At 69.7% G+C, this 25,997-nt stretch carries 29 protein-coding genes, 1 tRNA gene and 1 pseudogene; 15 read left to right on the forward strand and 16 right to left on the reverse strand.

Annotated elements, in window-relative coordinates; all coding sequences use genetic code 11:
• The first annotated feature begins 7 nt into the window (after window positions 1-7).
• Window positions 8-625: a hypothetical protein gene (locus HLA95_RS08175; RefSeq protein ID WP_191061858.1), complete on the forward strand. Its 618-nt coding sequence runs from the start codon at window positions 8-10 to the stop codon at window positions 623-625.
• Window positions 626-640: 15 nt separating this feature from the next.
• On the opposite strand, the gene HLA95_RS08180 is transcribed toward HLA95_RS08175, so the two are convergent.
• From HLA95_RS08180 to HLA95_RS08235, 12 genes are all read right to left on the reverse strand, one after another.
• Window positions 641-1,792: a sensor histidine kinase gene (locus tag HLA95_RS08180; protein WP_191061859.1), complete on the reverse strand. Its 1,152-nt coding sequence runs from the start codon at window positions 1,790-1,792 to the stop codon at window positions 641-643.
• Window positions 1,793-1,857: 65 nt separating this feature from the next.
• Entirely contained in the window at window positions 1,858-2,064 is a 207-nt protein-coding gene (locus HLA95_RS08185; RefSeq protein WP_191061860.1) for a DNA gyrase inhibitor YacG, read from the reverse strand.
• A complete protein-coding gene (locus HLA95_RS08190) occupies window positions 2,061-3,437 on the reverse strand; it encodes a ribonuclease E/G (RefSeq protein WP_222182965.1) in 1,377 nt (458 codons plus the stop codon). Before HLA95_RS08190 ends, HLA95_RS08185 begins: the two co-directional genes overlap by 4 nt.
• A complete protein-coding gene (locus HLA95_RS08195; protein WP_322100114.1) occupies window positions 3,434-4,012 on the reverse strand; it encodes a Maf family protein in 579 nt (192 codons plus the stop codon). Before HLA95_RS08195 ends, HLA95_RS08190 begins: the two co-directional genes overlap by 4 nt.
• A 20-nt stretch (window positions 4,013-4,032) precedes the next feature.
• On the reverse strand, window positions 4,033-4,251 hold the full coding sequence (gene infA, locus HLA95_RS08200; protein WP_027134740.1) for a translation initiation factor IF-1: 219 nt from the start codon (window positions 4,249-4,251) through the stop codon (window positions 4,033-4,035).
• 172 nt (window positions 4,252-4,423) lie between these two features.
• Window positions 4,424-4,882, reverse strand: coding sequence for an arsenate reductase/protein-tyrosine-phosphatase family protein (locus HLA95_RS08205; protein WP_191059800.1), 459 nt, complete (start codon window positions 4,880-4,882; stop codon window positions 4,424-4,426).
• Window positions 4,882-5,367: a UPF0262 family protein gene (locus HLA95_RS08210; RefSeq protein WP_223861518.1), complete on the reverse strand. Its 486-nt coding sequence runs from the start codon at window positions 5,365-5,367 to the stop codon at window positions 4,882-4,884. Before HLA95_RS08210 ends, HLA95_RS08205 begins: the two co-directional genes overlap by 1 nt.
• Window positions 5,364-6,653: a histidinol dehydrogenase gene (gene hisD, locus HLA95_RS08215; protein ID WP_191059799.1), complete on the reverse strand. Its 1,290-nt coding sequence runs from the start codon at window positions 6,651-6,653 to the stop codon at window positions 5,364-5,366. The genes HLA95_RS08210 and hisD overlap by 4 nt, the downstream gene beginning before the upstream one ends.
• Window positions 6,654-6,713: 60 nt before the next feature.
• Window positions 6,714-7,166 carry a DUF2948 family protein gene (locus HLA95_RS08220; protein WP_191059798.1) on the reverse strand — a complete coding sequence of 151 codons (453 nt, stop codon included), beginning with the start codon at window positions 7,164-7,166 and terminating at the stop codon, window positions 6,714-6,716.
• A gap of 13 nt (window positions 7,167-7,179) precedes the next feature.
• Window positions 7,180-8,445, reverse strand: a complete 1,266-nt coding sequence (gene murA / locus HLA95_RS08225) for a UDP-N-acetylglucosamine 1-carboxyvinyltransferase (RefSeq protein ID WP_191059797.1) — start codon at window positions 8,443-8,445, stop codon at window positions 7,180-7,182.
• On the reverse strand, window positions 8,445-9,011 hold the full coding sequence (gene dcd, locus HLA95_RS08230) for a dCTP deaminase (protein ID WP_191059796.1): 567 nt from the start codon (window positions 9,009-9,011) through the stop codon (window positions 8,445-8,447). The genes murA and dcd overlap by 1 nt, the downstream gene beginning before the upstream one ends.
• Window positions 9,012-9,104: 93 nt before the next feature.
• Window positions 9,105-9,275 carry a hypothetical protein gene (locus tag HLA95_RS08235; RefSeq protein WP_191059795.1) on the reverse strand — a complete coding sequence of 57 codons (171 nt, stop codon included), beginning with the start codon at window positions 9,273-9,275 and terminating at the stop codon, window positions 9,105-9,107.
• An 87-nt stretch (window positions 9,276-9,362) separates the two neighbouring features.
• Here HLA95_RS08235 and HLA95_RS08240 point away from each other — a divergent pair.
• Window positions 9,363-9,438: transfer RNA gene (locus HLA95_RS08240), tRNA-Thr, on the forward strand.
• 496 nt (window positions 9,439-9,934) lie between these two features.
• Here the strand turns inward: HLA95_RS08240 and HLA95_RS08245 are convergent.
• Window positions 9,935-10,390, reverse strand: coding sequence for a hypothetical protein (locus HLA95_RS08245; RefSeq protein ID WP_191059794.1), 456 nt, complete (start codon window positions 10,388-10,390; stop codon window positions 9,935-9,937).
• A gap of 165 nt (window positions 10,391-10,555) precedes the next feature.
• Between HLA95_RS08245 and HLA95_RS08250 the strand changes: the two genes are divergently transcribed.
• From HLA95_RS08250 to HLA95_RS08265, 4 genes and pseudogenes are all read left to right on the forward strand, one after another.
• Complete coding sequence (locus HLA95_RS08250) at window positions 10,556-10,993, forward strand: universal stress protein (RefSeq protein ID WP_191059793.1); 438 nt, start codon at window positions 10,556-10,558, stop codon at window positions 10,991-10,993.
• 119 nt (window positions 10,994-11,112) lie between these two features.
• On the forward strand, window positions 11,113-11,439 hold the full coding sequence (locus HLA95_RS08255) for an NIPSNAP family protein (protein WP_191059792.1): 327 nt from the start codon (window positions 11,113-11,115) through the stop codon (window positions 11,437-11,439).
• 112 nt (window positions 11,440-11,551) lie between these two features.
• Window positions 11,552-11,773, forward strand: a complete 222-nt coding sequence (locus HLA95_RS08260; protein ID WP_222182967.1) for a hypothetical protein — start codon at window positions 11,552-11,554, stop codon at window positions 11,771-11,773.
• Between the two features lie 203 nt (window positions 11,774-11,976).
• Window positions 11,977-12,210 (forward strand): annotated as a pseudogene (locus HLA95_RS08265) (ABC transporter permease); the annotation flags it as partial.
• 13 nt (window positions 12,211-12,223) lie between these two features.
• On the opposite strand, the gene HLA95_RS08270 reads toward HLA95_RS08265, so the two are convergent.
• Complete coding sequence (locus tag HLA95_RS08270) at window positions 12,224-13,918, reverse strand: tetratricopeptide repeat protein (RefSeq protein WP_222182969.1); 1,695 nt, start codon at window positions 13,916-13,918, stop codon at window positions 12,224-12,226.
• A gap of 122 nt (window positions 13,919-14,040) precedes the next feature.
• Between HLA95_RS08270 and HLA95_RS08275 the strand changes: the two genes are divergently transcribed.
• The 8 genes from HLA95_RS08275 to HLA95_RS08310 all read left to right on the forward strand — a co-directional run bounded on the left by HLA95_RS08275 (window position 14,041) and on the right by HLA95_RS08310 (window position 23,652).
• Window positions 14,041-16,119, forward strand: coding sequence for a S9 family peptidase (locus tag HLA95_RS08275; protein ID WP_191059933.1), 2,079 nt, complete (start codon window positions 14,041-14,043; stop codon window positions 16,117-16,119).
• A gap of 103 nt (window positions 16,120-16,222) precedes the next feature.
• The gene (locus HLA95_RS08280; RefSeq protein WP_191059932.1) at window positions 16,223-17,815 is read left to right on the forward strand and encodes an ABC transporter substrate-binding protein; all 1,593 of its coding nucleotides are present in this window, start codon (window positions 16,223-16,225) and stop codon (window positions 17,813-17,815) included.
• A 56-nt stretch (window positions 17,816-17,871) separates the two neighbouring features.
• Window positions 17,872-18,882 (forward strand): ABC transporter permease subunit, encoded by a 1,011-nt coding sequence (locus tag HLA95_RS08285; RefSeq protein ID WP_191059931.1) that lies wholly within the window; start codon window positions 17,872-17,874, stop codon window positions 18,880-18,882.
• Window positions 18,872-19,759 carry an ABC transporter permease subunit gene (locus HLA95_RS08290; protein ID WP_191059930.1) on the forward strand — a complete coding sequence of 296 codons (888 nt, stop codon included), beginning with the start codon at window positions 18,872-18,874 and terminating at the stop codon, window positions 19,757-19,759. Before HLA95_RS08285 ends, HLA95_RS08290 begins: the two co-directional genes overlap by 11 nt.
• Window positions 19,756-20,724, forward strand: coding sequence for an ABC transporter ATP-binding protein (locus HLA95_RS08295; protein ID WP_191059929.1), 969 nt, complete (start codon window positions 19,756-19,758; stop codon window positions 20,722-20,724). The genes HLA95_RS08290 and HLA95_RS08295 overlap by 4 nt, the downstream gene beginning before the upstream one ends.
• Window positions 20,721-21,728, forward strand: a complete 1,008-nt coding sequence (locus HLA95_RS08300) for a dipeptide ABC transporter ATP-binding protein (RefSeq protein WP_222182970.1) — start codon at window positions 20,721-20,723, stop codon at window positions 21,726-21,728. Before HLA95_RS08295 ends, HLA95_RS08300 begins: the two co-directional genes overlap by 4 nt.
• 143 nt (window positions 21,729-21,871) lie before the next feature.
• Window positions 21,872-22,318 carry a DUF2231 domain-containing protein gene (locus HLA95_RS08305; RefSeq protein ID WP_191061877.1) on the forward strand — a complete coding sequence of 149 codons (447 nt, stop codon included), beginning with the start codon at window positions 21,872-21,874 and terminating at the stop codon, window positions 22,316-22,318.
• Window positions 22,318-23,652, forward strand: coding sequence for a PQQ-dependent sugar dehydrogenase (locus HLA95_RS08310; RefSeq protein ID WP_191061876.1), 1,335 nt, complete (start codon window positions 22,318-22,320; stop codon window positions 23,650-23,652). The genes HLA95_RS08305 and HLA95_RS08310 overlap by 1 nt, the downstream gene beginning before the upstream one ends.
• Before the next feature lie 220 nt (window positions 23,653-23,872).
• On the opposite strand, the gene HLA95_RS08315 is transcribed toward HLA95_RS08310, so the two are convergent.
• Window positions 23,873-24,514 carry an RNA recognition motif domain-containing protein gene (locus HLA95_RS08315; protein WP_222182972.1) on the reverse strand — a complete coding sequence of 214 codons (642 nt, stop codon included), beginning with the start codon at window positions 24,512-24,514 and terminating at the stop codon, window positions 23,873-23,875.
• A gap of 283 nt (window positions 24,515-24,797) precedes the next feature.
• Between HLA95_RS08315 and HLA95_RS08320 the strand changes: the two genes are divergently transcribed.
• Window positions 24,798-25,133, forward strand: coding sequence for an acylphosphatase (locus tag HLA95_RS08320; RefSeq protein WP_322100115.1), 336 nt, complete (start codon window positions 24,798-24,800; stop codon window positions 25,131-25,133).
• Window positions 25,134-25,137: 4 nt separating this feature from the next.
• Here HLA95_RS08320 and HLA95_RS08325 read toward each other — a convergent pair whose 3' ends face one another.
• Window positions 25,138-25,887 (reverse strand): class I SAM-dependent methyltransferase, encoded by a 750-nt coding sequence (locus HLA95_RS08325; protein WP_223861813.1) that lies wholly within the window; start codon window positions 25,885-25,887, stop codon window positions 25,138-25,140.
• Window positions 25,888-25,997 lie beyond the last annotated feature (110 nt).

A 25,997-nucleotide genomic window follows, 5' to 3' on the forward strand; every position in this document is an offset into this window, starting at 1 on the left:
TCGTGTCGTGGAGCAGTTCATCAAGCGGCTGTCGCTCTGCACCCTGCTCCTCCTGTGGCTCCTGCCGGGCTCGGCCCAGGCGGCGATCTGCCCGGCCATCCCGATCCCCGAGGAGCTGGGCCTGACCTGCACCGACCGGCCGGGTGACGCGTTCACCCCGCCCTCGGCCAGCATCGCGCCCGAAGCCTCCTTGTTCAGCGCGTTCACCGGCCTGACCATCCGCCGCCTGCCCGCGGACGAGGACACGAGCGACCGGGCGGCTTGGCTGCAGCGTCAGGTGACGGTCGACCTGAGTGGCCTGGGCAGCTTCTTCACGGGTCTCGCCGACGATCCCGACCTGCCCGGGCAGGACGGCGATCTCGCACGCCGGCTGGAGGACACCGGCTCGACCATCGCCTCGCTCGGCGCCCTGCCGCTCAGCGGCTGCGGCGAGCCGGAACTCGGCCCCGAGCGCTCCGACCTGGAATGCCACTGGGACAGCAGCGGCTTCGGGCTGGCCATGCAGGTCCGGCTGGTGGTGCATGGCGAGGAGCGCTACGCGCTGCGCGCCTGGAGCATGAACGACCGGCGCTTCCTCCAGCTCCAGGCGCTGGCCAACGGCTTCGACCCGGCCAAGGTCACCTGAGGCCTGGGCGCGCCCCTAGCGGAGCGGGAACTCCAGCACGAGCCGCGTGCCGGCCGCTGATTCCCAGCCTGGCTTGGCGCCGACCTGGCTGCTGAGTGCCTGGATGAGCTGCAGGCCCAGCCCGCCGGAAGCGGGCGATGCCGGCAGGCTCATGCCGGGCCCGTCGTCCCACAGCTCCAGTCGGGCGCGCCCGTTCTCCGGCTGCGCCAGCGCCAGCCCGGCCTGGCTGCCGCCTGCGGTGAAGGCATGCTGGAAGCTGTTGGACAGGAACTCGCTCACGATCAGGCCGATGGGCAGCGCCTTCTCGCGCGCCACCTCCAGCTCGGCCAGCTCCTCCGCCACCACGGTCCCGCCCGCCGCGTCGCGCCGGGAGTCGACCATCACCCGGACCAGGTCGCGCAGGAACGGCCGCAGCTCGACCATCCCGGCGGAACCGGACCGCACCTGGTCCTGGATCAGGTAGAGCGGCCGCAGCCGGTCGCGCATCCGGGCGATCGCACGGCGCACCTGCTCGTCCGGTTCGCGCCGGCTCTGCAGGCTGATCAGGCTGTCGATGGTCTGCAGGCTGTTCTTGAAGCGGTGCTGCAGGTCGCGCCCCAGCGCCTCGGCGGCATCCTGCGCCACGACGCGCTCGGCCAGCAGTTCTTCGTGCCTCACGCTCAGCCGGCGCAGCTCCAGGAGGGACGCCACCTGCCGGCCGAGCCGGCCCAGCATGTCCCGCTGCGCATCCCCGAGCCGGCGGGGCTGGTGGTCCATGACGCAGAGCGTGCCGAGCGGGATCCCGTCGGCATTGCGCAGCGACACCCCGGCATAGAAGCGCACCCGCGGCCCGCCGGTGACCAGCGCATTGCCGGCAAAGCGCGGGTCGGCGGCGAGATCCTCCACCACCAGCGGCTCTGCCGAACGGATCGTATGGCTGCAGATGGCACCATCCAGCGGCACCGCGTCCGCCGCCATGCCGAGCGCCGACTTGAACCACAGCCGGTCCAGGTCGATCAGCCCCACCAGCCCGATCGGCACCTGGCAGACATGGCAGGCCAGGGCCGTCAGGTCGTCGAAGCCGGCTTCCGGCGGCGTGTCGAGGATGCGGTAGGACCGCAACAACGCCAGCCGCTCGGGTTCCTCGCCGACGAGGCCTTGCCCAGCCGGGGGGTCGGATATGCTCATGGAAGCATCCTAGCGGCCCAGGAGAGAAACAGCCATGGCCGATGGCGCCCGGCATTCCGGCCGGATCAGCGGTCGTCCTGGGGCCGTTCCGGCAGGGGCTGCCCGTCCCCATCCGGTTCCTCGGCCTCCACCGCCGGGATCGCGTAGCGCCCGTCCGCCCAGGCCAGGAAGTCGCGGTCGCGGCAGGCGCGCGAGCAGAACGGCCGGAACCGCTGCTCGCGGGGGTTGCCGCAGATCGGGCAGCGCGGGGTCGCGGCTGGCGTATCGCTCATCCCAGCTCGAAGCCTCCCGAGGCCAGCCGGTCATCCGCGGTCACGGCACCGGCAAAGCCCGCTGCCGCCAGTGCGCGGGCTGGAGCGGCTTCGGCCAGGTAGCGGGCGAGGTCGCGGGCGGCCCTGAGCGTGGCGGGCGGCTGCGCCGAGCAGCGCAGCGCCTTGACCAGCCGCTCGGTGCTGGCGCGCAAGGAGGGCGCCGTGCCCTCGCCCCGGCATTTGGGGCAGTCGCGCAGCAGCAGTTCGGCCAGGGCGATGCCGCGCCGCGGCCGGCCGATCTCGACCAGGCCCTGGGGCGACACGTCATGGACATGCCCCGCCACCGGATCGGCGGCCAGCGCCTTCTTGAGGGTCTCGACCACGCGGAACCGCTCGTTCTTGCTCACGAGGTCGATGAAGTCGACGACGATGATCCCGCCGATATTGCGCAGGCGGAGCTGCCGGGCGATCTCCCTGGCCGCGGCGAGATTGACCCGGAAGGACGGCTGGCCGCCACTGTCCACGTCGATCGCGGTGAGTGCCCGGGTCCGCTCGATCCAGAGCCGCCCGCCCTCGGGCAGAGGCACCTCGCGCTGCAGCGCCGCCTCGATCAGCTCGGCAACGCCGGTCACCTCGAACGCGTCGCCGCCGACCAGCTCGACCAGCGGCCCTTCGTTCGCGCGGAAATGCGTGTCACGAAACGCCCGGATGCGCGCGGCCAGCGCCGGGTCGGCCACGGTGATCGCATCCACCGGGTTGCCCAGGATGGTGCGTAACAGCCGCTCCACCGTGTCGTCGACATCGAGCGGGCCGGTCTTCAGCTTGGCCCGGTCCAGGCTGTCGTGCCAGCGGCGGCGCAGCGCCTCCTGCTCGGCCAGCAGCACCTCGTCCGGCTGGTCCTGGGCACCTCTGCGCAGCAGCACGCCGCCCTTGGGGAACAGGGCCTGGCCGCGCTCCTTGAGCAGCGCCTGCTGGCGCTTGCCCAGGTTGCCCGACACTTCCACCGCCTGCGAGGACGGCCGCAGCACTAGGTGCAGCCCGATCAGGCGCACGTCGCAGGTGACCCTGGGCCCCTTCTCGTCGACCGCCTCGCGCAGCCCCATGACCACGATGCGCTGGCCCTCGGCGACGATCCGCTCGATCGGCATGCGTGGGTCAGCACCCGGCAGGTGCCGGGCGTCCTTGACGTTCAGGAAGGCGTTGTGGCCCAGGCCGATGTCCAGGAAGGCGGCCCCGATCTTGGGCTCGACCCGCACGACCCGGGCCGCGAACAGCCGGTCCGTCACCCGGCCCTCGTCATGGTCGAGGTCGACCACCTCGACGAGATCGCCATCCTCCAGCCGGGCGGCGCGCAGGCCGAACCCGGTATCCTCGATCACCAGACCGCTGCTCATGTCCTCTTCCAGCCAAGGCCTTCCAGCAGGCCCAGCGTCTCGCACAGCGGCAGCCCCACCACGTTGGAGTAGCTGCCCTGGATCGCCGGCACGAACGCCTCGGCCCGGCCCTGGATCGCATAGCCCCCGGCCTTGCCGTGCCACTCGCCCGACGCGAGATAGGTATCCCGCTCCGCCGTGCTCAGCCGCTTGAAGCGCACCACCGTCTCGACCAGCCGCTCCACCAGCCGGCGCTCCGGGGTCGCGACCACCACCGCGGTCATGACTCGGTGACGCCGCCCCGACAGGAGCTCCAGGCAGGCAGCGGCGGTGGGCTCGTCCAGCGCCTTGGGCAGGATGCGGCGGCCGCAGGCCACCACCGTATCGGCGGCCAGCACGAAGGCGCCGGCCGCCAGCGCCTGCGCGGCACCGGCCGCTGCCTTGGCCCTGGCCACCCGCACTGCATAGGCACGCGGCAGCTCGCCCCGCTGTGCCGTCTCGTCGACATCCGGTCCCACCACCCAGCTGGGCTCGATGCCGCAGCGGCGCAGCAGGTCGAGCCGGCGCGGCGACGCCGACGCCAGCCCCAGGGGCACGCGCTCCCCGCTAGTGGGGCTCACTTGAACCGGTAGGTGATGCGTCCCCGGCTGAGGTCGTAGGGCGTCATCTCGACCGTGACCTTGTCGCCGGTCAGCACGCGGATCCGGTTCTTGCGCATGCGGCCCGAGGTATGGGCCAGCACTTCGTGATCGTTCTCGAGCTTGACCCGGAACATCGCGTTGGGCAGCACTTCAGCGATCACGCCACCAAACTCGATCAGATCTTCCTTCGCCATTGACACTCCATTGGCAGTCCACGGCGCGTGGCTTGGCGCCGCGGCCTTACTTGGTCGTCGTTCTACCGATATATGGCGCATCCTTGCGCGAGCGCCATGCTGCCCTGGCTTCTGCGCGCTGCTTTTCTGCGGGTCAAGCGCACAGGAGGCACAGCGGCCGCCCCGGCGGCGCTCACGACCCGGGCGGACGGACAGCGGCGAAGCGGCGGCGGATGCGCCGCATCAGGTCGTCGCGCAGGCTGCGATAGGCGTCCAGCCGCACCTCGCGGCTCGCCTCGACCAGGGAAGGATCGGGCATGTGCCAGAACTCGATCGCGACGTCCATCGTCCGGGTCAGCTCGACCGCGCTGTGCTGGGCCTCGGGCGAGAGCGAGATGACCAGGTCGAAGAAGTCATCCTCCAGGTCGTCGAAGCCCTTGGGGGCGTGGCGGGATAGGTCGATGCCGATCTCGTCCATCACGGCGATCGCGAACGGGTCCATCCCCAGCGGCCGCACCCCGCAACTGTCGACATAGACCTTGTGGCCGGCCAGGTACTTCAGGATCCCCTCGGCCATGGGCGAGCGGATCGCGTTATGCGTGCAGGCGAACAGCACGCTGCCGGGTACCTCGCCTGGAACCGCACCCTCCATCAGCGCCGCAACGACAGGACGCAGACCAGGGTGAACAGCCGCCGCGCCGTCTGGGTATCGACGTCGGCCTTCTCCACCAGCGCTTCCCGCAGCAGTTCCGCCCCCTCGTTGTGCAGGCCGCGCCTGGCCATGTCGATCGATTCGATCCGGGACGGCGGGGCGCCCCGGATGGCCTGGAAGTAGCTGTCGCAGATGATGAAATAGTCCTTGATCACCCGGCGCAGCGGCCGCACCGCCAGGATCAGCTCGCGCTGCGTGCGGCTGTCCCGCTGGACCACGTCCATCACCAGATTATTGTCGCGCAAGGACAGCGCCACCTCGTAGGGTCCCGGAAACCCGTCCTTCAACTGGAAGGAATTGTCCTCCAGCAGGTCGAAGATCGCGACATTGCGCTCGTGCTGCACCTCCGGCGTCCAGCGCACCACGCTTCCCTGGTCGAGTTCGATCGCGACGATCCGGTCGGGGCCGTCGGATCGCCTGGTCACCTCGCCCCCCGCAGCCGGATCGCGTTGGCGTGCCCGTCCAGCCCCTCCGCCTCGGCCAGGATCCGGGCGGCGTCGGCCAGTTGCCGGAAGCCCGGCTCGCCGCAGCCCAGCAGGGTGGTGCGCTTCATGAAGTCGTAGACCGACAGGCCGGACGAGAACCGGGCGCTGCGCGACGTGGGCAGCACATGGTTGGGCCCGCCGACATAGTCGCCGATCACTTCCGGCGTCCACGTACCCAGGAAGATCGCCCCGGCATGGCGCACCCTGGCCGCCAGCGCATCCGGGTCCTCGACCATCAGCTCCAGATGCTCCGGCGCCAGCCGGTCGACCAGCGGCACCGCCTCGTCCAGCCCGCCCACCAGGATCACCACGCCCAGATCGGCCAGGCTCCGTGCCGCGATCTCGCGCCTAGGGGCCGATTGAAGCTGCCGCTCGACCTCGACCGGGACCCGGCGCGCCAGGTCCGGGTCGTCGGTGATCAGGATGCTCTGCGCCAGCACGTCGTGCTCGGCCTGGGCGATCAGGTCGGCCGCGACCAGGTCGGCGCCGGCACTGCGGTCGGCCACGATCACCACCTCGCTGGGGCCGGCGATCATGTCGATCCCGACCACGCCGAACACCTGGCGCTTGGCTTCCGCCACATAGGCATTGCCCGGGCCGGTGATCTTGTCGACCGGGCGGATCGTGGCGGTGCCGAACGCCAGCGCCGCGATCGCCTGCGCGCCGCCGATCCGGTAGATCTCGTCCACCCCGGCCAGCCGGCAGGCGGCCAGCACCAGCGGATTGCTCTGCCCATCCGGTGTCGGGGCGGCCACCACCAGCCGCCGGCAGCCTGCCACCCTGGCCGGGATCGCGTTCATCAGCACGGAGGACGGATAGGCGGCCGTGCCGCCCGGCACGTAGAGGCCCACCGCATCGATCGCCGTCCAGCGCTGGCCCAGCCGGACGCCGGCCTCGTCGGTCCAGTCGAGCGGCTTCGGCTTCTGGCGGGAATGGAAGGCCTCGATCCGTGCCGCCGCGACCTCCAGAGCCTGCAACTGCTTAGGTGGGCAGGCGGCCCAGGCCCGCTCCAGCTCGCTCGGCTCGACCCGCAGGCCGATCTCGCCCGGGTCGAACCGGTCGAACCGCCGGGTCAGCTCCAGCAGCGCCGCATCGCCGCGGCGGCGCACGTCCTGGATGATCGCCTGGACGGCAGCGCCGACATCGCCCGCCTCGTCGTGACGGCGTTCGGCCAGAGCGGCGAAGCTGGCGGGAAAGTCGGCTGCCCGCGAATCAAGAAAGCGCAAGCGATGGAACTCCGGATCGGCCAGCCGGGGCCCGGCGACCAGGACCCCCTGCCGGCTAGTCTAGGCGGCGTTGAAATGATCGCAGGGGCTGATCTGGCACGGTACCGGATCGCTGAAGTCGTCGAGCTTGGCGCGGACCGCCGGCACCTGGAGGCGGATCGTGCCCTGGCCCGCGAACACGAGGTCCACGAACAGGTCGGTGCCCGGGGCGGGCTCGGTGGCGATGGTCAGAAGGTTGAGCTCCGCCAGGCGCGCCGTCTCGTCGATGCCGCGGTAGCGCACCTTGGTCACCTCATCGACCACAAAGGCGGACGAGCACTCGGTCAGGCCCTCGCAGCGGGTGGTGTCGCGGTACTGCTCGCGGCGGTAGCGGATGAAGGCGATCATGAAGCGCCTGGCCCCCGGATCGTAGGCCATCTCGGCCACGCAGGTGCGCGCGTCCTGGAGGAACGCCGCGATCACCGCCAGATCCTCGACATCCGTCGCCTGCAGGCGCACGCGTTTCTCGGCCAAGTCTCGCCCTCCGTCAGCCGGCCCGCTCGATCCGGGCCCCCACGCCGCGCAGCTTCTCTTCAAGCCGCTCGTATCCCCTATCCAGATGGTAGACGCGGTTGACGGTTGTAGGGCCGGATGCAGCAAGACCTGCAAGAACCAGCGAGACTGAGGCGCGCAGGTCGGTCGCCATCACGGGCGCGCCGGTGAGCCGGGCCTGACCGCGCACCAGGGCGGAGCCGCCATGCACGGTGATCCTGGCCCCCATCCGCGCCAGTTCCGGCACATGCATGAAGCGGTTCTCGAAGATCGTCTCGGTGATCATCGAGGCACCCTCGGCCAGGCACATCAGCGCCATGAACTGGGCCTGCAGGTCGGTGGCAAAGCCCGGGAACGGCCGGGTCATCACGTCCACGCCCTTGAGCCCGCCATTGCCGAGGCGCACCGACAGGCCGCCCTCGCCATCGGCCAGCACCAGGCCGGCCTCCTCCAGCCGCTCGGCCGCCACCCCCAGGTCCTGGACGCGCACGTCCTGCAGGACCAGGCGGCCCCTGGTGATGCCGGCCGCCATCGCATAGGTGCCGGCCTCGATCCGGTCGGCGATGATCCGGTGGGTGGCGCCGCCGAGTGCCGCCTGGCCCCGGATCGTGAGCGTGGCGCTGCCGGCCCCCTCGATCCGCGCACCCATCGCGTTCAGCAGCCGGGCCAGGTCCACGATCTCGGGCTCGCGGGCCGCATCCAGGATGGCGGTCTCGCCGTCCGCCAGGCAGGCCGCCATCATCAGGTTCTCGGTGGCACCGACCGAAGGCTGCGGCAGCTTGATCTCGACCCCCTTCAGCCCCCTGGGTGCGGTCGCCTTGACGTAGCCCTGCTCCAGCTCGATCACCGCCCCCATGCGCTCCAGGCCCATCAGGTGCAGGTCGATCGGCCTGGTACCGATGGCGCAGCCGCCCGGCAGGGACACCGCCGCCAGGCCCTGGCGCGCCAGCATCGGCCCCAGCACCAGGACCGAGGCGCGCATCCGGCGCACCAGGTCATAGGGTGCCGTGGTCGACATGAGCTGCTCGGTCTGCAGCCGCAGCGTGCCGGGTGCCCCCGGCTGCATGGTCGAGGCGGTGCCGAGCCGCTGCAGGAGCCGCTGCATCGTGCCCACATCGGCCACGTCGGGCACGTTGGACAATTCGACCGGCTGGCTGGTCAGCAGGGTCGCGGCCATGAGCGGCAGCGCGGCGTTCTTCGCCCCGCTCACCTGGATCCGGCCTTCGAGCGGAGCCCCGCCCTCGATGATGATCCGGTCCATCACATCTTCGGCAGGGTCACGCCCCGCTGCCCCATATATTTGCCGGCCCGGTCGGCATAGCTCACCTCCGGAGCGCTGGCGCCCTGGAGGAACAGGAACTGGCAGATCCCCTCGTCCGCATAGACCTTGGCCGGCAGCGGCGTGGTGTTGGAGATCTCCAGCGTGACATGCCCCTCCCATTCCGGCTCGAGCGGGGTGACGTTCACGATGATGCCGCAGCGGGCATAGGTCGACTTGCCCAGGCAGATCACCAGCACGTCGCGCGGGATGCGGAAATACTCGACCGTGCGGGCCAGCGCGAAGCTGTTGGGCGGCACCACGCAGAACGGCCCGTCGCGCTCGACGAAGCTCTGGGCGGAGAAGTTCTTGGGGTCCACCAGCGCGTTGTCGACATTGGTGAAGATCCGGAACTCGCGCGCGAGCCGGGCATCATAGCCGTAGGACGACAGGCCATAGGAGATCAGCCGCTCCTTGCCCTCGACCCGGGTCTGCCGCTCCACGAACGGCTCGATCATGCCGTGCTCCAGACATTGCTGCCGGATCCAGTGGTCGGGCATGATCGACATGTCGGCATCGTCCAAAAGTCAGGCGTGGGCGCCGCACGCGCTGGGGGGCACGTGCGCACATGATCGCGCTTTCTACCGCAGGTGCAGAAGCGGTCAACCGGGCTGGCCGTCCGGCTCCGCCCCCTCTTCCCTTGCTCCCGCAGGCTCCGCCCGCTCCTGCCGCGCCCGCTCCTGCGCCTTGCGCCTTTTCAGGTTCTCGCGCATCGCCGCCGCCAGCCGTGCTGCGCGCTCCTCCTTCGCCGTCCTGCCCCCGACCTTGTCCATCGCCACAACTACCCCTTGCCACGCCGCGGCACCCGTGGCATCTAGCGCGCGGCGCAGCAAGGGGTCACCCGCTGCCGCACGCGGTGCGCTGTCGTAGCTCAGTCGGTAGAGCGCGTCCTTGGTAAGGACGAGGTCGCTGGTTCGATTCCAGTCGACAGCACCATTTCCCTAGCTAATTCAAAGACTTATTGTCTAGCCGCGGCAGAGCGTCAGGAAGCCCCTGATCTCCGGAAGCACCATCACCGCGGCGGGCTGATGTTCGCCGTCCGTGGTCGGCTGGTATGGCCCGTGGCCCAGTCCCTTGAACCGCCACGCGGCTCACCCTGCTTGAACCTCGCATCCCTCATCTGTTCCCTCCAGATCAAGTGAGGCTTGGCAACGACTGCCTCTTTCGCAGCCTCTTCTCACATCAAGCGACCCTGACAGCACGCCGGCCAAAGAGCCCAGCCTTCACCGGTTCCGCTGCTCCGACGCTTGGCGCGGGTCGAACGTTCATCCCTGGCCACAAACGTCGACGAGAAACGCGACAGCATGGAGCCGGCTACTCCCACACCTCGGGGGAGGGGTAAATCCTCCATGGGTCCCTGCCCTGCTACGTATTCCGGATACACTCGACCAGTTGTCGGTACCCAACGCTTGCCCCAGGTCACGCTCGTTGACTATATGGAGGTGTGGCCGCGAGAAGGATCTATGCTCTTGCGTAGTTGGCTACCGGCCTTGACCGAAAGACCTTCAAGCGAGGAAGCCTCATCTGACGCAACCTCGTCCGACAACGGCTCGCTCCTTTGGAGCGGGCCGTTGTTGTTTCGGTGCCATTTGGGGAGCTCCGCCGGCTGCTTAGGGGGCATCCCCTCGATCTGCTCGACGTCCTGGAAGTGCGCATCCGCGTAGAGCGAACCGAACTCGCTGGTCCCCTGGGCTTGGGCCGCAAGGTCCCAGGGCCAGAAGGCCAGCAGTCCGATGCGTAGCGCGCTTTCCGGCTGGCTGCAGCCGCCACCGGCAGCGTTGCGGTCAGTACGCTCCCCAGCTGGACCAGGGACCGCACCCAGCCAGGCCCGGGCTATTTGCCATTCGGAGCAGGAGCACACCCAGATCCGGTTGCCGTCGCGATACATGCCGTCTCTGGCGGCGGTTGCCTTGAGTCAGATCAAGGCGGATCCTGCATGAACGGGCGATGGTCCGGGCAATGGCGCCTGCGATGCGCTGCCGCTGCCGCTGCATGAACCTGCGGCGGCGATGGGAGGCTCCAGGTTCGCGATTCGATCAGGAAGGGAGGATCCATGTTCCGTCACATTCTCATTCCGACCGACGGCTCCAGCCTGTCGTCGTCCGCCGTGGAGAAGGCCCTGAGGTTCGCGCGGGAGATCAGAGCGCAGGCGACGCTGCTGACGGTGATCGAGCCGTTCCAGCTGTTCTCGCTGGCGCCGGAGCAGGTCAGCAGTACCGCGGCCGACTACCACAAGCACGCGACCGCACAGGCCGAACGGATCCTGAGCATGGCGGAGGCGCAGGCCAACTCCCTCGGGGTGCAATGCACGACGGTCAGCGTCGAGCATGATCAGCCCCATGAGGTGATCGTCGGAACGGCGCTGCAGCGGAACTGTGACCTGATCGCCATGGCTTCCCACGGGCGACGGGGACTGTCGGCGGTGGTCCTGGGCAGCCAGACGATGAAGGTGCTGGCCTTCTCGAAGATCCCGGTGCTCGTGTATCGCTGACCAGTGCCGGCCTCCTGGCAGGCGCCGCACCCAGACGACCATGGACGTTCGCCGCTGCATCGACCATCGGTGGCAGCACCCGGCGGGATGAGCCGCCGGGGTCAGGAGGGCGTCCGACGATGATCCATGAACTGCGTGTCTATCACTGCGTGCCCGGCCGGCTGCCGGCCCTGCTCAAGCGCTTCGAGACGGTGACGCTCGCCATCTGGGAACGGTTCGGCATCCGCCAGGCCGGGTTCTGGACGGTCGGCATCGGCGAGTCGAACCAGACGCTCTATTACCTGCTCGAATGGGAGTCGCTGGCCGAGCGTGAGCAGAAATGGAACGCGTTCATGAGCGACCCGGAATGGCTGGCCAAGCGTGCGGAGAGCGAGCAGGACGGGCCGATCCTCCAGCGGGTCAGCAACCAGATCCTGGTGCCGACCAGCTTCTCCTCGGTACGCTAGACCTGCGGGTGTTGCCGGAAATCCGCCACTTCCGGTTGACGAGTGTCCTGGCCGTTTGCCACCGATGCCTGGCACCACGACCGGTGCGGCACTTCGCGGTGGTGGAGGGAGGATGGCGATCAGGCGGTGGATGAGGGCTTGGCTGGCGAGCCGGCCGCGCGAGCTGCCGCTGGCCGAGCGCGACCTGCTCATCCACGACCATGTCGACCTTCTGCCCACCCGCTGGACCGGCGGCGATCTCTCCAGCGCGGCCGACTGGCTGGCCGGCCGGAGCGGGGCGGCGGCCGCCGGGCGACCGGCGGCGCAGATGGTGCCGGCCGGCCGCCGGGCCTGAGGCGGGCACCGGCCGGCCGGTGCCGGCCCGCTTTACCTGCTCCACCGCTTGCTCTTCCATGGCCCCGGCGCAGAGCGGATGCGAGGGTGTCATGGCCAGCGCGTGATGGTGCTGGCAGCATACCCCGGCCGGGTCCGCGAGATCGTCGACCTGCGCCCGGTCAAGCGGGCTTCCTGATCGGCAACCTCGCCGCCGTGCTGCTGCCGCTCCTGTTCACCTCGCTCAAGATCGCCGCCACCACCTGCGTGATCGGCGCCATCGTCGGCGAGTGGATCGGGGCGAACCAGGGCCTGGGTGCTTTGATCATCCAGTCGACCTTCAACCACCAGACCGACCGGCTCTATGCGGCGGTGATCACGTCGTCCGCGCTGGGCCTCCTGTTCTTCGGCATCGTCGTCCTGGCCGAGCGCCTGGTCATGCGCCGCCACCCGGCCTGAACGACGGCCCGGCTCAGGCCTCCGGGATTTGGGCCAGCAGCCGGTCGGCGTCGCCGCGGCCGGCCGCCTTGGCCCGGGTCAGCCATTGCCGGGCGAGCTCCGGGTCCTTTGCCACCCCGTTGCCCTCCAGATAGGCCCGGCCCAGCGTGAACATCGCACTGGAATGGCCGGCCGCCGCCGCCTGCTCCAGCATGGCCAGCCCTGCCGCCCCATCGTGCTGGCCACTGCCCGGATCCAGCAGCACCTGGGCCAGCCGGTACATGGCGCTGGCATTGCCGGACGCCGCACCTACCTCCAGGAGCGGCACCGCCTGGCCCGTGTCGACCGGGACACCGGTGCCGTCCAGATAAGCGATGCCGAGCTGGGTGCTGGCCAGCGCGTCGCCCTCGGCGGCAGCCTCCTGCAAGAGCGCGATGCCGCGCTTCGGGTCGGTCGGCACCACCTTCCCTTCCAGCAGGGCCCGGCCGTAATTGCCCTTGGTCGCGACGTCGCCGGCCGCCACCGCCTCTTCCGCATAGCGGACCGCCTTGGCCTGGTCGGGCGGGACGTCCTCCGCACGCAGATAGAGCCGTGCCAGATAGGCATGGGCGCGCACTTCGTCGGCGGCAGCGGCCTCCTCCAGCAGGGCCAAGCCGCGCGGCACGTCCTGCGGCAGCCCGCGTCCTTCGGCATAGGCCCGGCCGAACACCGCCATCGTCCCGGTGTCGCCCCCCGCAATCGCCTTGGCCGCCCAGGCCTCGGCCTGCTCCGGATCCCGCTCGACCCCGTCGCCGTCCAGATAGGCCCGCGCCAGCCCGCCGGCCGCACGCGGGTCGCCCCCGTCCGCGGCGCGGCGGAGCAGGTCCAGCCACTCATCGTCGCTGCCGCCGGATTCGCGGGTGAGCCGGGCCAGCCGGGTGGCGGAGCTGGCATCGCCGGCCTCGGCGGCCCGCGCCAGCCAGCGCCTGGCCTGCTCGGGATCGGCTGGCGCCAGGGTACCTCGCTCATAGACCCGGGCGAGCGAGCGCATCGCGTTCACGTCGCCGCTGTCGGCCCGCTCGTTCAGGGCCGACATCGCGGCGGCCACCGCGGCCGCCTTGGCCGGCCCATCATCGCCCGAAGCCACCAGCCGCTCGGCATGGCGCACGATGCCCTGCTCGTCGCCGGCCGCAGCGGCCTGTGCCCACAGCCCGTCGATCCGGGCCTGGTCGGTGCTGCCGCTGCGCTCCAGCGTCCGGGCCAGCTCGGCGGCGGCCCCTGGCGCGTCGGCCGCGGCGGCAGCCTCCAGCAGCGGCATGCCCCGCTCCGGCTCGGGCGGCACGCCGTCGTCGCCGCGCACCAGCATCTTGCCCAGCAGGTACTGGGCATCGCCCCGCCATTCCGATTCCACCAGCACCGCCCGCTCCAGGGCGGCCTTGGCCCTGGCCGGGTCGCGTCCCTCCGGCCCGCGCAGATAATAGCGCGCCTCGAACAGCAGGACCTTGGGGTGGCCGCTGGCAGCGGCCAGCTCGTAATTGGCGGTGGCGCCGTAGCGGTCACCGAACTTCTCGGCGAACCGCGCGCGCTCGAACGCCCGCTGCGCATCCGCCGGCACGTTGTAGTCGGTGGCCGGCCGGCCGCTTTCCGGCGTCCAGGTGGGGGCACAAGCCACGGCGGTGCCGAGCAGGAGGCCGGCCGCCAGGAGGCGGATCACCGGCAAACGGTACGGGACGGCCCGGGCAGACTGCATCACTCCACTTCCAATCGCGACCCGCCAATCGCGCCCCGGCTGCCCTGGTCGAGCGCCCGGTCGATTCGCGGATGGGACATCGCCGGGTTTTTCCGGCGCTATCCATTGTCTACATCACCCCCATGAGCACCGACCACCCCTCCGCCCGCCCAGCCCTGCCCCGCCCGCCCGTGGCCCGCACCGTGAACGTGCGGCACGAGCGGTTCGGCACGAGCTGGGACGACCCGTATGCCTGGCTGCGCGACCCGGGCTTTCCCGACGTGACCGATCCGGAGATCCTGGCCCATCTGGCGGCGGAGAACGACTATCTGGCGGCTGCCACCGCCGGCCTCCAGCCGAAGATCGCCCGGATCAAGGCGGAGATGAAGGCGCGCATGGCGCCCGATGACGCCTCGGTGCCGGTGCGCCGCGAGGGGTTCTGGTACCACTGGGCGTTTCGCGACGGCGCCCAGTACCGCACCTGGTTCCGCCGCGCCCTGGAGGCGGAACAGCCGGAAGTGCTGCTGGACGAGCCGGCGCTGGCCGCCAGCCTGGACTTCTTCCGCTGCACCGGGCCGATGCCGGCGCCCGACCACCGCCTGGTCGCCTATGCCACCGACGAGGACGGCTCGGAGCGCTTTCTGATCCACCTGCTGGACACCGGCACCGGCAACACCACCCGCAGCCTCGCCACCGGCACGTCCGGCGCGGTGGTCTGGGCGACGGATGGCCGCTCCTTCCTTTATGTCGAGCTGGACCCGTCGCTGCGGCCGTTCCGGGTGCGCCGGCATGTCATCGGTGCGGGCGGGCCGGACCCGGTGGTCTATGAGGAGAGCGATCCCGCCTATTTCGTCTCGATCGGCCGCACCCGCTCGCGCGCCACGGTGACGGTCACCACTTCGACCCATGTGACCGCCGAGGTGCGGCTGCTCGACCCCTCGCTGGAGGGGCCGCTGCGCCTGATCGACGCGCGCAAGGAAGGCCGCTGGTACGAGGTGGACGAGCGCCACGGCACGCTGTGGATCCGCACGGACGACGCCCATCCGAACTTCCGCCTGTGCCGGGCACCGCTGTCGGCACCGGAGCCGGCCAACTGGGAGGAGGTGCTGCCGGGCTCGGACGAGCGCTACCTGCTGGGCGTGGACTGCTTCGACGGCTTCCTGGTGCGCAGCGAGCGGCTGGACGGGCTGGACCGGCTGGTGGTGGCGCATGCCGACGGGCGGGAACGGCCGATCGTCTTTCCCGAGGCCGTGGGCAACCCGGGGCTGGGCGAGAACCCGATGTTCGACACCGGCACGCTCCGCCTGGGCTTCTCCTCGATGGTCACCCCGCCCACCGTCTACGACTATCAGGTCGCGGACGAGCGGCTGGAGGTGCGCAAGGTCCAGCGGATCCCGTCCGGCTATCAGGCGGAGCGCTGGCGGACCGAACGCCTGTGGGCCCTGGCGGACGATGGCGCGAAAGTGCCGGTCAGCATCGTCTATCCGAAGGACTTCCCGAAGGACGGCAGCGGCAAGGTGCTGCTCACCGCCTACGGCTCCTATGGCATGGGCCTCTCCCCCTCCTTCGGGCTGCAGCGCCTGACCTATCTGGAGCGGGGTATCGCCGTGGCGATCGCGCATGTGCGCGGGGGCGACGAGCTCGGCCGGCCCTGGTATTTCGCCGGGCGGCGCGAGCACAAGCGCAACAGCTTCACCGACACGGTCGCGGCTGCCGAGATGCTGATCCGGGACGGCTGGACGGCCAAGGACCGGATCGCGCTCCAGGGCGGCTCAGCCGGGGGGCTGCTGGTGGGTGCGGTCGTCACCATGCGCCCGGATCTGTGGGCAGCGGCGGTGGCCGACGTGCCGTTCGTCGACGTGCTCAACACCATGTCCGACCCGAGCCTGCCGCTCACGCCGATCGAATGGCCGGAATGGGGCGACCCGATCAGGGACGAGGCGGCGTTCCGCACCATCCTGGGCTACAGCCCCTATGACAATGTCCGGCCGCAGGCCTGGCCGCCCATGCTGGTCACGGCGGGCCTGACCGACCCGCGCGTGGGCTACTGGGAGCCCGCCAAGTGGGTGGCGCGGATCCGGGCGACCCGCACCGACGACGCACCACTATTGTTCAAGACCAACATGGGGGCGGGCCATTTCGGCAAGTCCGGCCGATATGACGCGCTGGACGAGCGGGCCCTGGTCGCCGCCTTCATTCTGGAGCGGTTCCACACGACCTGATTGACTCGGCACAACCGGAGTGCCTTCCTCCCTTGCAGTGGAACGGTGCCGCGGCGGGCCTGCGGCACCGATGTCCGAGTCGGTGCATGCGGAAGTACATATCATGAAGAAGTTACTATTGGCGTCCGCGGCCATGCTGGCCGTTGCGGCGGGCAGCGGCGCGGTGGAGGCCAAGACCTTCGTGTTCTGCTCGGAAGGCAGCCCGGAGGGCTTCAATCCGCAGTTCTACACCGCCGGCACCACCTTCGACGCCACGTCGGAGACGATCTTCAACCGGCTGGTCGAGTTCAACTATGGCGAGACCACGCTCGGGCCGGGCCTAGCCGAGTCCTGGGATATTTCCGAGGATGGCAAGGAATATACCTTCCATCTGCGCCAGGGCGTGAAGTGGCACACCACCAAGGACTTCACCCCGACCCGCGAGTTCAACGCCGACGACGTAGTGTTCACGTTCATGCGGCAGCTCGACAAGAACCACCCGTTCCACGCGGTGGGCGGTGCGAGCTACGAGTATTTCGACTCGATGGGCCTGCCTGAGCTGATCACCAAGATCGAGAAGATCGACGATCATACGGTGAAGTTCACGCTGAAGGAGCCGGAAGCGCCGTTTTTGGCCAATCTCGGCATGGACTTCGCCTCGATCCTATCGGCCGAGTATGCCGACCAGATGATGCAGGCCGGCACGCCGGAAAAGCTCGACAACAACCCGGTCGGCACCGGGCCATTCCAGCTCGTCGCCTACCAGAAGGACGCGGTGATCCGCTACCAGGCCAACCCGGACTTCTGGAAGGGCAAGGCGAAGATCGACAACCTGATCTTCGCGATCACGCCGGACGCCTCAGTGCGCTTCCAGAAGCTCCAGGCGGGCGAATGCCACCTGATGACCTATCCGAACCCCGCCGACCTGGAGGGGATGAAGTCGGACCCGAACATCAACCTGATGCAGCAGGAAGGCCTGAACATCGGCTATCTCGGCTACAATACCGAGAAGAAGCCGTTCGATGATGCCAAGGTCCGCACCGCGCTGACCATGGCGATCGACAAGGCCGCGATCATCGACGCCGTCTATCAGGGTGCGGGCACCGTCGCGAAGAACCCGATCCCGCCGACCATCTGGTCCTACAACGAAGCCGTCGAGGACGTGCCCTACGACACCGAGGGCGCGAAGAAGCTCCTGGCCGAGGCCGGCTTCGCCGACGGGTTCGAGACCGACATCTGGGCGATGCCGGTGCAGCGGCCCTACAACCCGAACGCCCGGCGCATGGCCGAGATGATCCAGTCCGACTGGGCCAAGATCGGCGTGCGGGCCAACATCGTCAGCTTCGAGTGGGGCGAGTATCTCAAGCGCACCGCGGCCGGCGAGCACCAGACCCTGCTGATGGGCTGGACCGGCGACAATGGCGACCCGGACAACTTCCTGCACACCCTGCTCGGCTGCGATGCGGTCGGCAGCGCCAACCGGGCGCGCTGGTGCTACAAGCCCTATGACGACATCGTGGTGCAGGCCAAGCGGGTCACCGACCAGGAGGAGCGCACCCGGCTCTATGAAGAGGCGCAGGTGATCTTCAAGGAGCAGAATCCTTGGGCCACCATTGCGCATTCGGTGGTGTTCAAGCCGATGCTCAAGAGCGTAAAGGGCTTCAAGATCGACCCGTTCGGCGGCCACCAGTTCTACCAGGTCGACATCGAGGAATGACCTGAGCAACCCGGCCGGGGCGGGATCTTCCCGCCCCGCTTCCTATCGAGACGAGCTTGCTCCGCTTCTTTCTGTCCCGCATCGCGGTGCTGATCCCCACCTTTCTCGGGGTGACGCTGGTCGCATTCCTGTTCATCCGCCTCCTGCCCGGCGACCCGGTCGAGATGATGGCCGGCGAGCGCGGCACCAGCCCGGAACGCCATGCCGAGCTGATGGCCCGCTTCGGCTTCGACCGGCCCTGGTGGGAGCAGTACGCGAGTTTCCTCGGCAACGTGCTTCAGGGTGACCTCGGCAACTCGATCGTCACCAAGGCGCCGGTCCTCAGCGAGTTCCTGACCCTGTTCCCGGCGACGCTGGAACTGTCGATCTGCGCCATCCTGTTCGCGATCCTGTTCGGCCTGCCCGCGGGCGTGCTTGCCGCCAGCCGGCGCGGCACCATCTTCGACCATGGCGTGATGGCCGCGACGCTGACCGGCTATTCCATGCCGATCTTCTGGTGGGGCCTGCTCCTGATCATCCTGTTCTCCGGGATCCTCGGCTGGACCCCCGTCTCCGGCCGGATCGACCTCCTCTATTTCTTCGAGCCCGTGACCGGCTTCATGCTGATCGATTCGCTGCTCTCCGACCAGGACGGCGCTTTCATGTCGGCCTTCTCCCATCTGGTGCTGCCGACCATCGTGCTGGGCACCATCCCGCTGGCGGTGATCGCCCGGCAGACCCGCTCGGCCATGCTGGAAGTCCTGAGCGAGGACTATGTGCGCACCGCCAGGGCCAAGGGCCTGCCGACCCGCCGCGTGGTCGGCCTCCATGCGTTCCGCAACGCGCTGATCCCGGTGGTCACCACGATCGGCCTGCAGACCGGCGTGCTGCTGGCCGGCGCGATCCTGACCGAGACGATCTTCTCCTGGCCGGGCGTGGGCAAGTGGCTGATCGATTCGATCTTCCGCCGCGACTACCCGTCCGTGCAGGGCGGGCTCCTGCTGATCGCCAGCGTGGTCATGATCGTGAACCTCCTGGTCGACCTGACCTACGGGCTGATCGACCCGAGGATCCGCCATGGCCGCTGAGATCGCCACCCGCCCGCCCCATCCCTTCGTCGAGGGCTGGCACTATTTCAAGCAGAACAAGGGTGCGCTCGCCGGGCTGATCGTGTTCGTGGCCTTCGTGCTGATCGCGGCCTTCTCCCCCTGGCTCGCCCCCTATTCGCCGGACGCCCAGGATCGCGCCGCCGTGCTGGTCCCGCCGTTCTGGCAGGAAGGCGGCAGCACCGCGCACCTGCTGGGCACCGACGCGGTCGGCCGCGACCTGCTTTCCCGCATCATGCATGGCGGGCGCTGGTCGCTGTTCATCGGCTTGGTCGTGATCGTCATCTCGATGTCCGGCGGGATCCTGCTGGGTCTCTGTGCCGCGTTCGCCCGCGGCTTCGTCGACACACTGATCATGCGCGTGCTCGACGTGCTGCTGGCGATCCCGTCCCTGCTGCTGGCGCTGGTCGTGGTGGCGATCCTGGGCCCTGGCCTGTTCAACGCGATGTTCGCCGTGGCCCTGGTGTACATGCCGCACTACGCCCGCCTCACCCGCGGCTCGGCGATGAGCGAGCTGCAGAAGGACTATGTCACCGCGTCCCGGGTGGCCGGCGCCTCGGTCTGGCGGCTGATGTTCCGCACCGTGCTGCCCAACTGCGCCCCGCCCCTGATCGTCCAGGCCACACTGGGCTTTTCCACCGCGGTCCTGGACATGGCGGCGCTCGGCTTCCTCGGCATGGGTGCCCAGCCGCCCACGCCCGAATGGGGCACCATGCTGGCCGATGCCCGCGAGTTCATCCTGCGCGCCTGGTGGGTCGTGACCTTCCCCGGCCTCGCCATCCTGATCTCCGTGCTCGCCGTCAACCTGATGGGCGACGGTTTGCGCGACGTCCTCGATCCCAAGCTGAAGCGCTCATGAGCCTCCTCGAGATCCGCAACCTCACGGTCCGCTTCGCCACGGCGTCGGGCTGGTTCACCGCAGTGGAGGGCGTCGACCTTTCCGTCGAGAAGGGCGAGATCGTCGCGATCGTGGGTGAGAGCGGCTCCGGCAAGTCGGTCTCGATGCTGGCGGTCATGGGCCTCCTGCCCCCGACCGCCCAGGTCACCGCCGACGTGCTCGCCTTCGACGGCAAAGACCTGCTGACGATCAGCCCGGCCGGGCGCCGGGCGCTGACCGGTGCCGACATGGCGATGATCTTCCAGGAGCCGATGAGCTCGCTGAACCCCTGCTTCACCGTGGGCTTCCAGATCGAGGAGTCGCTGCGGCTCCATCTCGGCCTGAACAAGCGCCAGGCGCGCGACCGGGCGGTGGAGCTCTTGACTCAGGTCGGCATCCCCTCGCCCGCCCAGCGCCTGTCCGCATACCCGCACCAGCTCTCCGGCGGCATGAGCCAGCGGGTGATGATCGCCATGGCGATCGCCTGCGACCCGCGCCTGCTCATCGCCGACGAGCCGACCACGGCACTGGACGTCACCATCCAGGCGCAGATCCTGGACCTCTTGGTCGACCTCCAGGAGCGGCGCGGCATGGCGCTGATCCTGATCACCCATGCCATGGGCGTGGTCGCCGAGACCGCGCAGCGCGTGGTGGTCCAGTATGCCGGCTGGCAGGTCGAGAAGCAGGACGTGTACGGCCTGTTCGACCATCCTCACCATCCCTACACCGCGGCCCTGCTGGCGGCCCTGCCGGAGCGTGCCGTCGAGGGTGCGAGGCTCGCCTCGATTCCGGGCGTGGTGCCGGGCCAGTTCGACAAGCCCTCGGGCTGCCTGTTCCATCCGCGCTGTCCGCGCGCCGACCAGCGCTGCGTGGAGGTCCGGCCGGTGCCGGCCGGGCCGGAGCTGGGCCAGGCGGTCTGCCACTATCCGCTGGGTGGGACCCGATGAGCCCGCCGGTGAACGCGCCCGTGAACCTGCCCGCGAACCCGCCCACCAGCCCGATCGTCGAAGCCGACAACCTGTCCCGCCACTACACGGTCCGGCGCGGCCTGTTCGCCAAGCCTGCCACCGTGCGGGCGCTGGACGGGGTGAGCTTCACCCTCGATGCCGGCAAGACCCTGGCGGTGGTCGGCGAATCCGGCTGCGGCAAGTCCACGCTCGGCCGGATCGTCACCCTGATCGAGCCGCCCTCGGGCGGCCGGCTGCGCCTGGACGGGCAGCCGACGGAGGAGGTGACCCCGGAGCTGCGGCGCAAGGTCCAGCTCGTGTTCCAGAACCCCTACGGGTCCCTGAACCCGCGCCGCAAGATCGCCGACGCGCTGGCCGAGCCGTTGGAGATCTTGGGCGGCACCAGTGCCGCCGAGCGGCGCGACCGGGTCCTCACCATGCTGGAGAAGGTCGGGCTGCGCCGCGAGCAGGCCGAGCGCTACCCGCACATGTTCTCCGGCGGGCAGCGCCAGCGCATCGCGGTCGCCCGGGCGCTGATGCCCAACCCGGAAGTGCTGGTGCTGGACGAGCCGGTCTCGGCGCTGGACCTGTCGATCCAGGCCCAGGTGCTCAACCTCCTGATGGACCTGCAGGACGAGTTCCGGCTGGCCTATCTGTTCATCAGCCACGACCTGTCGGTGGTCCGGCACATCGCCCAGGACGTGATGGTGATGTATCTGGGCAAGGCCGTGGAGAAGGGCCCCAAGGCGGCGATCTTCGCCACGCCGCGCCACCCCTATACGCGGGTGCTGCTGGCGGCCACCCCGATCGCCGATCCGCGCCGCCGGCGCGACCGGATCAAGGCTCGGGGCGAGCTGCCCTCGCCGCTGGCCCCGCCGCCCGGCTGCCCGTTCCACCCGCGCTGCCCGCTCGCCAACGAGCGCTGCCGGGTGGAGGTGCCGGGCCTGACACAGGCGGGCGCGCAACTCGTCGCCTGCCATGCGGTGGAGGAAGGCCGGGACTGAGCGGCATTCCCGCCCACCGGCCGGACCAGGGGCGACGCCACCGAAGTAGCCAGGCGGCCAGCCCCGCCCCGCAACTTTCTGACGGTTGATCCGTTACCCCGGCGACGCTTTGCCGGGCGCTGGCCACGCGGCCGTGCCCTGGCATGAGAGGAGACGCCGTGGTTGCCATACACGCCCCGAGCCTGCCGAGGCCGATCCATCCGCTTCACGCCATCCTCCTGGCGTTTCCGCTGCCCCTGTTCCTGGGCGCGCTGCTGAGCGACATCGCCTACTGGAGAACCTTCCAGATCCAGTGGGCCAATTTCTCGTCCTGGCTCATCGCCGGGGGGCTGCTGGTCGGGGCCTTCGCCCTGCTCTGGGCGCTGATCAACCTGTTCCGCAGCCATGCCGGCCATCGCAAGCGCCCGGTCGTCTATTTCATCGTGCTGCTCGCCATGTGGGTGCTGGGTTTCATCAACGCCCTGGTCCACGCCAAGGATGCCTGGGGCACCATGCCGGAAGGCCTCTATCTGTCGGTGATCACCGCGCTCCTGGCGCTGGTCGCATCGTGGATCGGCTATGCTGGGTTCCGGACCAGAGAGGTGGAATGATGCGCTCGCTTCTGTTGCTTGGTGCCGCGGTGATCGCCCTGTCCAGTTGGGACGCCAGGGCCCAGCCCGCACAGTATGGCCCCAACCCGGACCTGCCCGAGCCGAACCGTGGCCTGCTGCCGACCATGAAGATCCCGAGACCGGCCGGCTGGGGCGACGAGCGCCCGATCGTGCCGCAGGGCTACCGGATCGAGGCCATTGCCACGGATCTCATGATCCCGCGCCAGACCCTGGTTCTGCCCAACGGGGACATCCTGGTGGCGGAGGGCTCGGGCGGCGGTGCACCGGCGCTCCGGCCCAAGGACATCATCGCGAACTTCATCAAGGCCCTGGGCAAGACCTCGGTGAAGAGCGGCAACCGGCTGACCCTGCTGCGCGATGCCGATGGCGACGGCACCTACGAGGCGCAGGGCGTCTTCGCGGACAATCTCAACGCGCCCTATGGCCTGGCCTTCGTCAACAACGCCATCTATGTCGCGAACCAGGATGCACTGGTGCGCTTCGACTATGCCGACGGCCAGACGCAGGCGAGCGGGCCGCCGGAGCTGGTGACGGAGCTGCCGTCCGCGATCAACCATCACTGGACCAAGGCACTGACCGCCAGTCCGGATGGCCGCTTCCTTTATGTCGGCATCGGCTCCAACAGCAACATCACCGAGCGCGGCATGGATGCCGAGGTCGACCGGGCGGTGGTGTGGCAGATCGATGCCGAGACGGGCATGCACAAGCGCTTTGCCACCGGTCTGCGCAACCCCACGGCACTCGCCTTCCTGCCGGGCACCGACCAGCTCTGGGCGGCGGTGAACGAGCGGGACGAGATCGGCCCCGACCTGGTCCCGGACTACCTGACGTCCGTGCAGGAGGGCGGCTTCTATGGCTGGCCCTACAGCTACTGGGGCCAGACCGTCGACCCGCGCGCGCAGCCACAGGACCCGGAGAAGGTCGCAGCGGCCATCCGCCCGGACTACGGGCTGGGCTCGCATGTGGCAGCGCTGGGCCTGGCCTTCTCCAGCCCGGTCATGGGTGAACAGTTCGCCGAAGGGGCGTTCGTCGGCGAGCACGGCAGCTGGAACCGGACCGATCCGTCCGGCTACAAGGTGATCTTCGTGCCGTTCCAGGACGGCAAGCCTGCCGGCGAGCCGATCGACTTCGTCACCGGCTTTCTGACCGCGGACGGCAACAACACCCGCGGCCGGCCGGTCGGGGTCACGGTGGACCCGCGCGGCGCCGTGATCGTGGCGGACGACCTGTCCAACACGGTCTGGCGCGTGTCGGTGGACCAGCCCCAGCCGGCTGCCGCACTCGAACCCGACGGGGACCACGCCCGGCGCTGATCCAGCACGGCTGGCGGCATCCCCATCGGGCTGCCGTCGCCGTCGCCGCGCCCGTGCCTGCCAAGCCTGCCTGAGCGTCAGGACCCGCGGCAGGTCTCCCTTCCGTCATCGGCGCCCTTCCCGGCCCGGGCCGCCGATTCAGTGCCCCAGAACGCAAGAAGGGAGGGCCCCTTGCGGGACCCTCCCTTTCCTGCAGGTCGCCTGGACCCGTCTGGACTGCTCAGTTCCAGTTGTCGTCGAAGCCGCCGCGATCGCCACGGCCACGGCCACGGCCACCACCGGGGGAGCGCGCCGGGCGATCGCCGAAGCCACGATCCTCGAAGCCGCCCGGGCTGCTGGGGGCGGCGCGGTCGCCGAAGCCACCACGGTCACCACCACCGGGGCCGCCGAAGCCGCCGCGGTCGCCACCGAAGCCGCCGCCGCTGCGCTCGGCACCGAAGCCGCCGCGCGGGCCACCGAAGCCGCCACCGCCGCCGCGCGGGCCGCCGAAGCCGCCGCGGTCGCCGCCGCCACGCGGACCGCCGAAACCACCGCGGTCGCCGCCGAAGCCGCCACGGTCACCACCGCCACGGGGGCCGCCGAAACCGCCGCCGCCACCCGGGCCACCGGCCGGACGACGATCCTCGGCCTGGCGCACGGCCAGGGCGCGGCCCGCCATCTGGAAGCCGTCCATCTTGCGGATGGCGTTCTCGCAGGCCTCTTCCGACTCCATCTCGATGAAGCCGAAGCCGCGGCTGCGGCCCGTCTCACGGTCGGTCGCGATCTTGACGGCCACGACGCCACCGTGCGGGGCGAAGAGCTGCTCGAGTTCTTCAGGGGTGGTCGAATAGGGGAAATTGGCTACGAAGAGCTTACGAGTCATCGGCGAGTCCGGCAAAACCGCGGAAGCGGGTGGGGAGTACGATCGAGGAAGCAAGGGATGCGCGCGTCGTCGGATGCAGATCGCGTGACCCGTCTGCTGCAACGGGCCCCGCTCCGACCAACCCCATCAGCCCGACGAAGCTAGGCGCAACCGCCGCATCACCGTAGCAGGGTGAGAAAGTCAAAGATGAAGCGACTGTCACGAACAGGGCGTCTTCTCGCGTAGCGACACATTCCGTTCGTCCCTATACACCAGCCGCTCGTGATGCGCCACGGAGTTTTCAGTGTCCATAGCCATCGATGGGGGTGAGGCAGAAGGCGCCTCCCCGGCCTCTCCGCCGGCACGCAGGGCGGCCCGGCTGCGGGTCACCGGGCGGGTCCAGGGCGTGGGCTATCGCGACTGGCTGGTGGGCCAGGCGGTGGCGCTGGGGCTGGCCGGCTGGGTGCGCAACCGGCCGGACGGCTCGGTGGAGGCGCATGCCGAAGGGCCGGCCACCGCACTGGACCAACTGGCCGACCGCTGCCGAAGGGGCCCGTACCTGGCCAGGGTCGACGCGGTTCAGGTCAGCGACCTGCCGCCCGAAGGCCAAGCAGGCTTCACCCGCCGCCCGACCGGCTGACGGCTCAGGGCCGCTCGGCCACGAAGCGCAGCCGGACATAGTCCGCTGTCCAGTTGCCCTGCTGATCGCGCAGGGCCGGCGCCAGCATCGCCTCGACCCGCCGCAGGAACGGCTCCTGCCGCTCGACCGGCAGATGGCGGGTGTACGGGCCGGCAAAGGTGATGAGCCAGCCATACATGCCGGTCGGCAGCGGGGTCGGCCGCGGGATCAGCTCCATCCGCTGGACCGTGAAGCCGATGGCGGCCAGCCGGTCGCCCTGCTCCTGCGGGCTCGGGAAGCGCCAGGGATGCAGTGCCGCCCCGTCCAGGCCGAACTCCGCGGCCGCCTGGTGCAGGGCCACGACCTCGGCGGCGACATTGCCCTGGCCGCCCATCTCGCACACCAGCCGCCCGCCCGGCCGCAGCGCCCGGAACACCCCCTGCAGCACCGCATCCTGGTCCCGCATCCAGTGGAGCGCCGCGTTGCTGAACACGGCATCGAACCGCGCGTCGAAGCGGAGGTCCTGGCCGTCCATCTGCTCGGCCGGCACGCCGCGCTTTCGCGCCGCCGCCACCATCTCGGCCGAGGCGTCCACGCCCATCACCCTGGCCCCGGCCGCCTGGAGCCGCTCGGTTAGCACGCCGTCGCCGCAGCCGAGATCGAGCACGTCCTGCCCCGCCACCTCGCCCAGCAGCTCCAGGACGGGCCCGCCCAGGATCGGCACGAAGCCGGCATTCTCCTGGTAGCTGGCGGCGTTCCAGGTCTGGCTCGTCATCGGCTCATCCCCCATCTCCCCGGTGCAGGCAGGCTGCGCAAAACGTCTTGTCCTGGTCGATCCTAGAGCGGATCATGCAGCGTTACTGCTGAGACGAGCTCATGCTTTCC

The organism is Geminicoccus harenae (assembly GCF_019800005.1).
GTDB classification, from domain to species: Bacteria; Pseudomonadota; Alphaproteobacteria; order Geminicoccales; family Geminicoccaceae; genus Geminicoccus; species Geminicoccus harenae.